This is a genomic window from Pseudomonas sp. Pseusp9 (assembly GCF_059491265.1).
On record NZ_CP168500.1, the window covers coordinates 522,965 to 535,156 of the forward strand.

Here is a 12,192-nt window from a genome sequence, read left to right on the forward strand (position 1 = left end):
TCGATTGCTCTACCGCTATCGCTGGCAAGCCAGCTCCCACAAGGGGGCATGGTGGCCTGTCTGACTGCTCCGACGTATATCTGTATTTTTCTTAGAAGAACCGCACAGCCGCCTGTGCAGGTTCTCATTGCGTGAGATTGCGTTATGGATGGTATTTTCCTGCAGCAAATGGTCAACGGCCTGACCCTCGGGTCGGTCTATGGCCTGATCGCCATCGGCTACACAATGGTCTATGGCATCATCGGCATGATCAACTTCGCCCACGGCGAGGTTTACATGATTTCCGCTTACCTCGCGGCAATCAGTCTGGCTCTGCTGGCTTACTTCGGTATTGAATCCTTCCCGCTGCTGATGCTCGGCACTCTGGTCTTCACCATCGTCGTGACGGGGGTGTATGGCTGGGTCATCGAGCGCATCGCCTACAAGCCGCTACGCAACTCCACCCGACTGGCACCGCTGATCAGCGCCATCGGGATCTCGCTGATCCTGCAAAACTATGCACAGATCTCCCAGGGCGCTCGCCAACAGGGCGTTCCGACGCTGCTGACCGGGGCGTGGCGAATCGATGTCGGAAGCGGCTTCGTGCAGCTCACCTACACCAAAATCTTCATTCTGGTGGCCGCCTTTGTCGGGATGGGCCTGCTGACCTACGTCATCAAGTACACCAAGCTCGGCCGCATGTGCCGCGCCACCCAGCAAGACCGCAAGATGGCCTCGATCCTGGGGATCAACACCGACCGGGTGATCTCCTACGTGTTCATCATCGGTGCAGCCATGGCGGCCCTGGCCGGCGTGCTGATCACCATGAACTATGGCACTTTCGACTTCTACGCAGGCTTCGTCATCGGCATCAAGGCCTTCACCGCAGCGGTACTCGGCGGGATCGGCTCGCTGCCTGGCGCCATGCTCGGCGGGATCATCCTCGGCATTTCCGAGTCGCTGTTCTCAGGCCTGGTCAACTCGGACTACAAGGACGTCTTCAGCTTCTCGCTGCTGGTCCTCGTTCTGGTCTTTCGGCCCCAAGGCCTGCTCGGCCGTCCTCTTGTGTCGAAGGTGTAAGCGATGTCTTCAACAACCACTCATAAAACAATCGATATCAAAAAAAGCCTGGTTGACGCGATTCTCTCCGGCCTCATTGCCCTGATCGTGTTCGGACCGATCGTCGGCGTCGTGCTCGACGGCTACGGTTTCAACCTGGAGCCGACCCGGGTCGCCTGGATCATTGCCATCGTCATGGGCGGCCGGTTCGCCTTGAGCCTGTTCCTGCAAACGCCCAAGGGCCTGAAAATCCTCGAAGGCTTTGAAGTCACCGGTTCCGGCGTACACGTGCTGGCACCGGACTACAAGTCGCGGCTGCGCTGGGTCATCCCGCTGGTCATCGCGATTGCCGTGGTGTTCCCGTTTTTCTCCAACTCCTACCTGCTGGGCGTGGTCATCCTCGGGCTGATCTACGTGTTGCTGGGGCTTGGGTTGAACATCGTGGTCGGCCTGGCCGGCCTGCTCGACCTGGGTTACGTGGCGTTCTACGCCATCGGCGCCTACGGCCTGGCGCTCGGTTACCAATACCTGGGGCTGGGCTTCTGGACCGTATTGCCGCTGGCGGCGATTACTGCCGGCCTGGCCGGTTGCATCCTCGGTTTCCCGGTATTGCGTCTGCACGGTGACTACCTGGCGATCGTGACCCTGGGCTTCGGTGAAATCATCCGCCTGATCCTCAACAACTGGTTGTCCCTGACCGGCGGCCCGAACGGCATGCCGGCACCGTTGCCGACCTTCTTCGGCCTCGAGTTCGGCAAGCGGGCGAAGGATGGTGGGGTGCCTTTCCATGAGTTCTTCGGCATCGCCTACAACCCGGATGTGAAGTACTACTTCATCTATGCGGTGTTGTTCCTGGTGGTACTGGCCGTGCTGTACATCAAGCACCGCCTGACCCGCATGCCGGTCGGCCGCGCCTGGGAAGCCCTGCGTGAAGACGAAATCGCCTGCCGCTCCATGGGCCTGAACCACGTGCTGGTCAAGCTCTCGGCGTTCACCATCGGCGCCTCGACCGCCGGTCTGGCCGGGGTGTTCTTCGCCACCTACCAGGGCTTCGTCAACCCGACCTCGTTCACCTTCTTCGAGTCGGCGCTGATCCTCGCCATCGTGGTACTGGGCGGCATGGGTTCGACCATAGGCGTCGTCATCGCGGCCTTCGTGCTGACCGTCGCCCCGGAGCTGCTGCGTGGCTTTGCCGAATACCGCGTGCTGCTGTTCGGCATCCTGATGGTGTTGATGATGATCTGGCGACCGCGCGGCCTGATTCGGATCAGCCGTACCGGTGTGTCCCCGCGTAAAGGAGTAGCGCCATGAGCGAAGTCGTACTCAGTGTCGAAAAACTGATGATGCACTTCGGCGGCATCAAGGCGTTGAACGACGTCAGCCTGAAGGTCAAGCGCAATTCGATCTTCGCCCTGATCGGCCCCAACGGCGCCGGCAAGACCACGGTGTTCAACTGCCTGACGGGGTTCTACAAGGCCTCCGGCGGCAAGATCGAACTCAACGTGCGTGGCCAGCAGACCAACGTCATCAAACTGCTGGGCGAGTCGTTCAAGCCGACCGACTTCGTCTCACCGAAAGCTTTTGCCAGCCGGATGTTCTACAAGGCGTTCGGCGGCACTCATCTGGTGAACCGTGCCGGGCTGGCGCGTACGTTCCAGAACATTCGCCTGTTCAAGGAAATGTCGGTACTGGAAAACCTGCTGGTGGCCCAACACATGTGGGTCAACCGCAGCATGCTCGCCGGCATCCTCAATACCAAGGGCTATCGCAAGGCCGAAAGCGATGCGCTGGACCACGCGTTCTACTGGCTGGAAGTGGTGGATCTGGTGGACTGCGCCAACCGCCTGGCCGGCGAGCTGTCCTACGGCCAGCAACGCCGCCTGGAAATCGCCCGTGCCATGTGCACCCGTCCGCAGATCATCTGCCTCGACGAACCGGCCGCCGGCCTCAACCCTCAGGAAACCGAAGCGCTGAGCGCGATGATCCGGCTGCTGCGCGACGAGCACGATCTGACCGTGGTGCTGATCGAACACGACATGGGCATGGTAATGAGCATTTCCGACCACATCGTGGTGCTGGACCACGGCATCGTCATCGCCGAGGGTGGCCCCGAGGCGATCCGCAACGACCCGAAAGTGATTGCCGCTTATCTGGGCGCCGATGAAGAGGAGGTGGTATGAGCAAACCCATCCTCCAACTCAAGGACCTGGACGTGTTCTACGGCCCGATCCAGGCCCTCAAGGGTGTTTCGCTGCACATCAACGAAGGCGAAACCGTCAGCCTGATCGGCTCCAACGGTGCCGGCAAGTCGACCCTGCTGATGTCGATCTTCGGCCAGCCACGGGCAGCCGACGGGCAGATCCTTTATCAGGGCGTGGACATTACCCACAAGTCGTCCCACTACATCGCCTCCAACGGTATCGCGCAGTCGCCGGAAGGGCGGCGGGTGTTCCCCGACATGACCGTCGAGGAAAACCTGCTGATGGGCACTATCCCTATCGGTGACAAGTACGCCAAGGAAGACATGCAACGCATGTTCGAGCTGTTCCCGCGGCTCGAAGAGCGGCGTACCCAGCGGGCGATGACCATGTCCGGCGGCGAGCAGCAGATGCTCGCCATCGCCAGGGCCCTGATGAGCCGGCCCAAGCTGCTGTTGCTGGATGAGCCGAGCCTGGGCCTGGCGCCGATCGTGGTGAAGCAGATCTTCGCGACCCTGCGTGAACTGGCCAAGACCGGCATGACCATCTTCCTGGTGGAACAGAACGCCAACCACGCCCTGCGCCTGTCGGACCGGGCGTACGTGATGGTCAACGGTGAAATCCGCATGACCGGTACCGGCAAGGAGCTGCTGGTCAACGAGGATGTGCGCAACGCCTACCTCGGCGGGCACTGAGTTTCAGTGGTTATGCACAAGCCCCGGCGCGCAATCGCCGGGGCTTTTTTACATTTCCCAAACACCACTAAACCCCCTGTAGGAGCGAGCTTGCTCGCGAAGGTCTCAAGGGCAACGCGTTTTTCCAGAATGTTCGGGTTTTCCTTGACGTCCATCGCGAGCAAGCTCGCTCCTACGGGGTTTTTGGCGTGCCTGCGGGAAATTGTGGAAAACAATATTCCAAAGCTCCCGAAGCGCGACATAAAGCCGCTGCAAATTGTTGTTTTGTCACGGTTTTGACTTGTCCCCGTTTGCTGTGGAACCGGCTGTGAATAACGTGGGAGTAGCTGGCTGTAGGCCTTTAAATCCGTGGCTTGCAGAGGTGTGGTTGTTTTTTGATCAGTCGGTTTTGCGCAACTTCGAGGCCGCTTTGTCAACCCTTTTGTTGGTGATGAAAGTATGCGGAATCGGTGTGGGCAAGCCTGTGGATAAGTCTGTGATTAAACTCTGGAAAGACTCGGCTGAAGGCCGTGGTTACTGGCTTGGCGCCATCGCCGGTTTGACCCGTCAGTCATGAAAATGGCCAAGGGCTACACAGCCAGCGCTTGAGGGTCAAGCGAAAAAGTTTTAAAACTCTGCGCAAAGCCTTGTGGATAGCGGCCTGCAGCTTTTCCACTTGCCCCCAGAGACTGTGGACCGGCCTGTGGATAACGTGCGCGCACATGGCTGCAGGCCACGCTGGTCAAGGGTTTGCCGGGGTTGAGCGTTTTTTGCACAGTTTGAGCGGTGGTTGCCGCTGCGAACAAGGCCGGGCATGCTGCCTGCTGATTTTCTATTCCAATGGCTGGCGATCAGCCGAAGCAAGGAGAACACGATGTCCAACACCCTGTTTATTACCGGCGCGACCTCCGGTTTTGGTGAAGCCTGTGCCCGTCGTTTTGCCGAGGCCGGCTGGAAACTGGTGCTGACGGGTCGTCGTGAAGAGCGCCTCAATGCGCTGTGCGTCGAGCTGTCCAGGCAAACGGAAGTCCATGGCCTGGTACTCGATGTGCGTGATCGCAAGGCCATGGAGGAGGCGATTGCCAATCTGCCGCCATCCTTTGCCAAACTGCGCGGGTTGATCAACAACGCCGGGCTGGCCCTGGGTGTCGACCCTGCGCCCAAGTGCGACCTGGACGATTGGGACACCATGGTCGATACCAACGTCAAAGGCCTGATGTACAGCACCCGTCTGCTGTTGCCACGCCTGATTGCTCACGGTCGTGGTGCCGGCATCGTCAACCTGGGTTCCATCGCCGGCAACTATCCGTACCCGGGCAGCCACGTGTATGGCGCGACCAAGGCGTTCGTCAAACAGTTCTCCCTGAACCTGCGCTGCGACCTGCAAGGCACCGGCGTACGAGTCAGCAACATCGAGCCCGGCCTGTGCGAGAGCGAGTTCTCGCTGGTGCGTTTTGCCGGTGACCAGGAGCGCTACAACGCCACTTACGCCGGTGCCGAGGCGATTCAGCCGCAAGACATCGCCGAAACCATCTTCTGGGTGCTCAATGCTCCGGCGCACATCAACATCAACAGCCTGGAGTTGATGCCGGTGAGCCAGACCTGGGCTGGGTTTGCCATCGACCGTAAATCTTAAGACCGAGTCATGGCCCTTCGCGAGCAGGCTCGCTCCCACAGGTTTTTGTGTTGTCCACACAATTTGTGTTCACCACTATCCACTGTGGGAGCGAGCCTGCTCGCGAAGGGGCCGGCTCAGGCGACACAAAGCTTCAGCTAGACTCCTCCCTCAAGCAACCCGCCACACCCGGCGGTCCAGAGGTATCAGAGGAGACCAAGTGAGTAATCGAGGCGAGCAGTCGCTGCTCAAACAATCGACCTTCCTGATGTTGGCGGTGACCTTTGCCGGGATCATCACCGGTTTTGTTTCGGGTGCCCAATCCATCCTGTTCGATGGCTTCTTTTCGTTAATCGCGGCCTTCATCAAGGTCCTGATGCTGATCACTGCCCGGCTGATCGCCAAGGAAAGCAATCAACGCTTCCAGTTCGGCTCCTGGCACCTGGAGCCCATGGTGCTGGTGATCGAAGGTAGCTTCATTTTCCTGGTCGCCATTTATGCCTTTCTCAACGGTGTGTTCGGCATTATCAGCGGTGGCCGCGAGGTCGAACTCGGGCTGGTGATCGTCTATGCGGCGGTGTTTACCGTTGTTGAACTGATTTATTTTTTCTACGTCCGCCATCGCAATCGCACACTCAACTCATCGCTGATCCAGTTCGACAATATCAGCTGGCTGGTGGACGCGATGCTGTCGGCGGGCCTGCTGGTGAGTTTCCTGATCGCGCTGTTGCTCAAGACCCAGGGTTATGACGAGTGGGCGGTGTATGTCGACCCGATGATCCTGATTCTGCTGGCCTTGGGCATGCTCCCCCCGGCCTTCAAAATCCTCGGCCCGGCCTTGCGCGATGTGCTGGGGATCGTCCCGGATCAACTGGACGACAAGGTGCGTCAGGTGATGGAGGTGGCGAAGGTCGAGCATGGTTTCGACGATTACATTTCCTACGTGCAGAAACACGGCAGGGCCTGTTTCATCGAAATACACATCGTGTTGCCGAAAGATTACTGGCTGGACGGTGTTGGGCAACTGGACAGTCTGCGCGAGGAAATCTCCACAAAGCTTGGCGAGCCGGACGCCGCGCGATGGCTGACCATCAGCTTTACCGGGGATCGCAAATGGATTGAGTGAGGGGATTTCACCTTGTGGCGAGATATTCCGCCAACCCGCGATAGCAGGTCGCCAGGTGATAAGGCGTGGTCGACGGCATGTCGCGGCGGCTGACTTCACCCTGTTCATCACGGCATTCGTACCAGCCGCCGGCATGCAGCGAGCGCTGCTGCAACGCCTGCAACTGGCGCAGTACATCGGCTTCGCTGTCCGGTCGCAGCGTCAGCGCACGCAGGTATTCGGCCTGCGCCCAGATACGCTGCGTGGCGTCTCGAATGCCGCCATCCGCTGCGAAGTCGAGCATCGCCCGCACAGCGCCAGTCTGTTGATCGATGCCCACTTGCTCGGTAAAGGCGAAGGCCCGCTCCAGATCGGCATGCAGCGTCGAATGGCGTAACAGCGCCGAGGATTGCAGCAGGAAATACCACTCGAACTGATGCCCCGGTTCAAACCAGTTATCCACAGACCCCAGCGGCTTTTCCATCAACACGCCCCGTTGCGGATCGATGAAGCGCGCGTGCATGGCTGTGCATAACTCGACGAGTGCGTGTTGCACGTCGTGATCTTCACGCACCGAGAGGGTGGCGAGGAAGGCTTCGGCCAGGTGCATCAGCGGGTTTTGCAACGGGCCGCTGTCCAGCGGTGCCCAGTCGCGGTCGAGCGTGGCTTCGTACAGACCGTCGTCCGTGGCGAAACGTTGCGCAAGCACTTCCAGCGAGGCGTTGAGTACCGACTCGACCAATGGCTCGCGGACCTTGTCCCAGTAATGGGCGCAGGCGAACAGGATGAAGGCGTGGGTGTACAGGTCTTTGCGTGGGTCCAGCGGCGCCCCTTGTGCGTCGACGCTGTAGAACCAGCCACCGTGCTCGGCATCGTGGAAGTGGCGCTGCAATGAGCGGAACAGCGCGGCGGCGCGCTCTTCGGCACCCGGCACCTGACCGATCAGGCTGGCAAACAGATACAACTGCCGCGCACAGGCCATGGCCCGGTAGCGTTGCGGGGGCAGCGGCCGGTGTGCGGCATCCAGCGCCTCGTAGGGCAACGCCATGTCGGCATTCCAGCCCGGACCTTGCCAGAGCGGCACGATGACGTTCAGGAAGTGCTGTTGCACCGAGGCGAACAGGGCGGTCAATTCAGGCTGGGAGGCGGAGCGGGAAACAGGCGGCATTGGCTGGCGTCGTCACGGCAGGGGCGATTGCGCGACATGTTAGCAGGCCTGAGAGGGGTGGTGTCTGTCAGGCCGTCATCGCGAGCAGGCTCGCTCCCACATTAGTCCTGTGCACACAGTTCCATTGTGGGAGCGAGCCTGCTCGCGATGGGGCCATCACAGGCAACAAAAAATCAGCCCGCCAGTAACCACACCCCGGTCGCCGCCGAAGCCGCGCCCGCCAGTCGCACCAATGGTGCCGCCGCTTGCGGCAACACACGCACCAGCGCATAACCTGCTGCGTGCAACACCGCGGTCGCCGCGACGAAGCCTGCGGCGTAGGTCCAGGGACTCGACATCTCCGGCAACTCCAGACCATGTGCCACGCCGTGGAACAGCGCAAACAACGCCGTTGCAGCCACCGCCATGCCCAGCGGTGGACGCACCGCCAGCGCCACCGCCAGGCCCAGCGCCAATACCGATGCCGCAATCCCGCTTTCCAGCGCCGGCAGGTTCAGCCCTTCAAAACCCAGCAAGCCGCCGATCAGCAGGGTGCCCACGAATGTGCACGGCAGCGCCCAGCGTGCGGCACCCTGTTGCTGCGCCGCCCACAGACCAACCGCCAGCATCGCCAGCAGGTGATCCAGACCGCCAAGCGGATGGCTGATACCGGCGATCAAGCCGTTGCCACCGTGCCCCGGGTGGGCGAAGGCGAGGGCCGGGGTCAGCAGCAGGGCCAGGGCAGGCAGAATGCGTTTCAGGGTCATGGATAAGCTTCCTTGTTGATAAGTCGTGATCAGGCCGCGGTCAGCAAACCCTGGCGTTCGATGAAGGCGATGATCTCTTCCAGGCCCAGGCCGGTTTTCTGATTGCTGAACACGAACGGCTTGCCGTTGCGCATACGCCGGGTGTCGCTGTTCATCATCTCCAGCGAGGCGCCGACCAGCGGTGCCAGGTCGATTTTGTTAATCACCAGCAGATCGGATTTGCAGATCCCCGGCCCACCCTTGCGCGGCAGCTTGTCGCCGGCGGAAACGTCGATCACGTAGATCGTCAGGTCGGACAATTCCGGGCTGAAGGTCGCGGAGAGGTTGTCGCCACCGGACTCCACGAGAATCAGGTCCAGCCCCGGAAAACGGCGATTGAGTTGATCCACGGCTTCGAGGTTGATCGAGGCGTCTTCGCGGATGGCCGTGTGCGGGCAGCCGCCGGTTTCCACGCCAATGATGCGTTCCGGCGCCAGGGCTTCGTTGCGCACCAGAAAGTCGGCGTCTTCGCGGGTGTAGATGTCGTTGGTCACGACGGCCAGGTTGTAGCGCTCGCGCAGGGCCAGGCACAGGGCCAGGGTCAGGGCGGTCTTGCCGGAACCGACCGGGCCGCCGATGCCGACGCGCAGGGGTTGTGTGTTCATGTGGTTCTCCAAAGTAAGGGGCCCTAGGAACGGAACAGACGGCTGTATTGGCGCTCATGGGCCATACACGCCAGGGACAGGCCGAAAGCGGCACTGCCGTAATGATCGGGATCGATTCGAGTGGCGTTCTGTTGGGTTTGTTGAAGCAGCGGCAGCAGTTCGCTGGTCAGGCGCTGGGCGGCTTGCTGACCCAATGGCAAGGTTTTCATCAGCACCGCCAACTGGTTTTCCAGCCAGCTCCACAGCCACGCGGCCAAGGCGTCCTGCGGGTTGATCTGCCAGGCGCGGGCGGCCAATGCCCAACCCAGGGCCAGATGTGGCTCGGTACGTTGTTCAAGGAAGGCGCGGGCGGCTGTGTCGAGTTCCGGCAAGCCGTTGAGCAATTGCTGCAACGAGTAGCCCATCTGCCGGCTCTCCTGATGCAGCTCGCGGGTTTCGCGACTGGCACGGTGTTCCTCGCAGCGTTGCAGCAATTGGCCCCAGTTGTCTTCGCTGGCGGCCATGCAATGGGCGAGCAGCAACGGTGCTTCGAAGCGGGCCAGGTTCAGCAACAGCTGATCGCTGATCCAGCGTCGGGCGCTGTCGCAATCGTGAACGTGGCCGTTATCCACCGCCATTTCCAGCCCCTGGGAGTAGCTGTAGCCGCCAATCGGCAATTGCGGACTGGCCAGGCGCAGCAGTGCCCAGGCCGGGCTCATGGGCGTACGCCGAACTGGTGCAGTTTCGGCGCGTAGTTGAAGTCTTCATCACCGTGGCGCGAATGATGGTGGCCTCCGCCATAGGCACCGTGTTCCGGCTGGAACGGCGCTTCGATGTTCGAGGCAACGGCACCGAGTTGTTCGAGCATGGCCTTGAGCACGTAATCGTCGAGCAGGCGCAACCAGCCGTCGCCGACCTGCAGGGCAACATGGCGGTTGCCCAGGTGATAGGCCGCGCGGGTCAGTTCGAAGGCATTGGCGCAGGTAACGTGCAGCAATTGTTCGGGGCGGGCGCAGACACGCACGATTCGCCCGTCTTCGGCTTGCAGGCATTCGCCGTCATGCAACGGCGGCTGGCCGCGCTCCAGAAACAACCCGACGTCTTCGCCTTCGGCACTGAAGCAGCGCAAACGGCTTTTGCTGCGGGCTTCGAACGTCAGGTGCAGTTCGGCGGCCCAAACGGGTTGAGGGTCGATTCTGTGGTGAATCACCAGCATCGGAAGGCTTCCAGCAATGGACAATGCTCAGGCTAGAGCAAGGGGCTTGCCAATCGAGGTGATGCGTAGGAAATGCCTGACGGAGGCGTAAGGCGGTTTTTTTGCGTGAGGTTTTTGGATGAATTTAGTGCGCTGCTTTTGCGGTGCGCACCAAGATGAAGCGATGCGCGTCACTGTAGGAGCGAGCTTGCTCGCGATGGTGGTGTGTCTGGCATATGAATACTGACTGTGCCGACGCCATCGCGAGCAAGCTCGCTCCTACAGTTAGCTTATTCGGTGCTGCCCAGCCCTTGCCAATGCTTGAGGCCGATAAAGATAAAACGCAGTTGCTGGGTGATTTTCGCCTGGGGTGTCAGATGCTCGGGCAAGGCTTCGGTTGGCGGATCGATGATGTCTGGCAGGGTGGCGAACACGCTTTTGACGATCAGATCCGCCATGACGCTCAGGTCGGCGATGTCCAGATGCTGCAGTTTCGGCATCAGTGACAAATCCGCCGCCAGGTCCGAACTAATGTCTTCACGCAGACGGCCGATGGCCTTTCGCACTGGCAACGAACCGCCGTATTGCTCGCGGGCGAGAAACAGGAACTGCGAACGGTTGGCGCTGACCACGTCGAGAAAGATCCGCACCGAGGCATCGATGATGCCGCCCATCACGAATTCGTTGTGTCGCACCAGGCGAATGGTTTCGCGAAATGTCTGGCCGACTTCGCTGACCAGCACCAGGCCCAGTTCATCCATATCGGCAAAATGGCGGTAGAAACCGGTCGGTACGATGCCGGCGGTTTTCGCGACTTCGCGCAGGCTCAGGCTGCCGAATCCTCGGCCGCCGTCCATCAGGTGCCGGGCAGCGTCCATCAGGGCGTTACGGGTTTGTTGCTTCTGTTCGGCGCGGGGCAGCATCGCAAGGGCGTTTTCTGGACAGGGACGCGGCGCACTCTAGCAAATCGGCTTTGCCGGCGTCGAACGACTGTGGGGGGATCGAGCGGGGACGTACGGCATTGATCAATCTGAGCGCTGAAAAGTCAAAAGCCCAATCCGGGAATTGGGCTTCTTTTCAAGGCGGCCATTTGACTTAGGCCTGGGTGCTGTTGCGTTCGATCACGCGGTCACCACCGCCTTCGGCGAGGGTTTGGCCTTGTGGAGTACGATCCGAACCGCCTTCAGCGAGGGTTTGACCTTGTGGGGTGCGATCCGAACCACCTTCAGCGAGGGTTTGACCTTGTGGGGTGCGATCCGAACCGCCTTCAGCGAGGGTCTGGCCTTGTGGAGTGCGATCGGAACCATCGGCAGCCAGGGTTTGGCCTTGTGGAGTACGGTCCGAGCCATCCTGAGTGATCAGGCCTTTTTCTTTCAGGCGATCATTACCGCCTTCGGCAAGGGTCTGGCCTTGTGGAGTGCGTTCGGAGCCATCGGCAGCGACGGTCTGGCTGAACACCGAGTGGTTCTGTTTCACTTGTGGCGTGGCCTGGTCAGCGGCTGGCAGGGCAAAAGCGGTGCTGGCCAGCATCGAGAGGGAAAGGCTAAGCAGTAGTTGGCGTTTCATGATCGTTTTGCTCCTTGTGGGGGCGAATAAGTGGGCACGAGAGCAATGCTACTCTCGATAAGTCGATATGAAAGTTCATAAACGCAATGGTAATAATCAACGGAATTGATTGTTTGCTGCGTGGGCTCTAGGCCGGGCGTTTCCGGCGAGTTGATTTGCACTGATGTGGGTATTTTCGACTCACCTGTGACATGCAGAGATGCGGGGTCGGTAACGCTGGATGACCGACTGGTCACGGTTTGACTTGGCGAAATCTGATTGTCG

14 protein-coding genes are annotated in these 12,192 nt (G+C 60.4%); 7 read left to right on the top strand and 7 right to left on the bottom strand.

Annotated features, from left to right (window positions below):
- The first annotated feature begins 144 nt into the window (after positions 1–144).
- From ACEN8E_RS02220 to ACEN8E_RS02250, 7 genes are all read left to right on the top strand, one after another.
- A complete protein-coding gene (locus ACEN8E_RS02220; protein ID WP_085717440.1) occupies positions 145–1,059 on the top strand; it encodes an ABC transporter permease subunit in 915 nt (304 codons plus the stop codon).
- Positions 1,060–1,062: 3 nt separating this feature from the next.
- A complete protein-coding gene (gene livM, locus ACEN8E_RS02225; protein WP_495591258.1) occupies positions 1,063–2,349 on the top strand; it encodes a high-affinity branched-chain amino acid ABC transporter permease LivM in 1,287 nt (428 codons plus the stop codon).
- Positions 2,346–3,218 (top strand): ABC transporter ATP-binding protein, encoded by an 873-nt coding sequence (locus ACEN8E_RS02230; RefSeq protein ID WP_495591259.1) that lies wholly within the window; start codon positions 2,346–2,348, stop codon positions 3,216–3,218. The genes livM and ACEN8E_RS02230 overlap by 4 nt, the downstream gene beginning before the upstream one ends.
- Positions 3,215–3,931, top strand: coding sequence for an ABC transporter ATP-binding protein (locus ACEN8E_RS02235; RefSeq protein WP_495591260.1), 717 nt, complete (start codon positions 3,215–3,217; stop codon positions 3,929–3,931). Before ACEN8E_RS02230 ends, ACEN8E_RS02235 begins: the two co-directional genes overlap by 4 nt.
- 307 nt (positions 3,932–4,238) lie before the next feature.
- Entirely contained in the window at positions 4,239–4,487 is a 249-nt protein-coding gene (locus ACEN8E_RS02240; protein WP_495591261.1) for a hypothetical protein, read from the top strand.
- 297 nt (positions 4,488–4,784) lie between these two features.
- Complete coding sequence (locus tag ACEN8E_RS02245; RefSeq protein WP_495591262.1) at positions 4,785–5,546, top strand: SDR family oxidoreductase; 762 nt, start codon at positions 4,785–4,787, stop codon at positions 5,544–5,546.
- Positions 5,547–5,745: 199 nt separating this feature from the next.
- Entirely contained in the window at positions 5,746–6,651 is a 906-nt protein-coding gene (locus ACEN8E_RS02250) for a cation diffusion facilitator family transporter (RefSeq protein ID WP_495591263.1), read from the top strand.
- 7 nt (positions 6,652–6,658) lie between these two features.
- Here the strand turns inward: ACEN8E_RS02250 and ACEN8E_RS02255 are convergent, their stop codons facing one another.
- From ACEN8E_RS02255 to ACEN8E_RS02285, 7 genes are all read right to left on the bottom strand, one after another.
- Positions 6,659–7,798 carry an AGE family epimerase/isomerase gene (locus ACEN8E_RS02255; protein ID WP_495591264.1) on the bottom strand — a complete coding sequence of 380 codons (1,140 nt, stop codon included), beginning with the start codon at positions 7,796–7,798 and terminating at the stop codon, positions 6,659–6,661.
- Between the two features lie 173 nt (positions 7,799–7,971).
- Positions 7,972–8,544 carry a HupE/UreJ family protein gene (locus ACEN8E_RS02260; protein WP_495591265.1) on the bottom strand — a complete coding sequence of 191 codons (573 nt, stop codon included), beginning with the start codon at positions 8,542–8,544 and terminating at the stop codon, positions 7,972–7,974.
- Positions 8,545–8,573: 29 nt separating this feature from the next.
- Positions 8,574–9,188 (bottom strand): urease accessory protein UreG, encoded by a 615-nt coding sequence (ureG, locus tag ACEN8E_RS02265; RefSeq protein ID WP_008016851.1) that lies wholly within the window; start codon positions 9,186–9,188, stop codon positions 8,574–8,576.
- A gap of 23 nt (positions 9,189–9,211) precedes the next feature.
- Complete coding sequence (locus tag ACEN8E_RS02270) at positions 9,212–9,886, bottom strand: urease accessory protein UreF (protein WP_495591266.1); 675 nt, start codon at positions 9,884–9,886, stop codon at positions 9,212–9,214.
- A complete protein-coding gene (gene ureE / locus ACEN8E_RS02275; protein WP_495591267.1) occupies positions 9,883–10,383 on the bottom strand; it encodes an urease accessory protein UreE in 501 nt (166 codons plus the stop codon). Before ureE ends, ACEN8E_RS02270 begins: the two co-directional genes overlap by 4 nt.
- Before the next feature lie 269 nt (positions 10,384–10,652).
- On the bottom strand, positions 10,653–11,285 hold the full coding sequence (locus tag ACEN8E_RS02280) for a TetR family transcriptional regulator (RefSeq protein ID WP_495591268.1): 633 nt from the start codon (positions 11,283–11,285) through the stop codon (positions 10,653–10,655).
- Between the two features lie 172 nt (positions 11,286–11,457).
- Positions 11,458–11,928, bottom strand: a complete 471-nt coding sequence (locus ACEN8E_RS02285; protein WP_495591269.1) for a hypothetical protein — start codon at positions 11,926–11,928, stop codon at positions 11,458–11,460.
- Between the last annotated feature and the right edge of the window lie 264 nt (positions 11,929–12,192).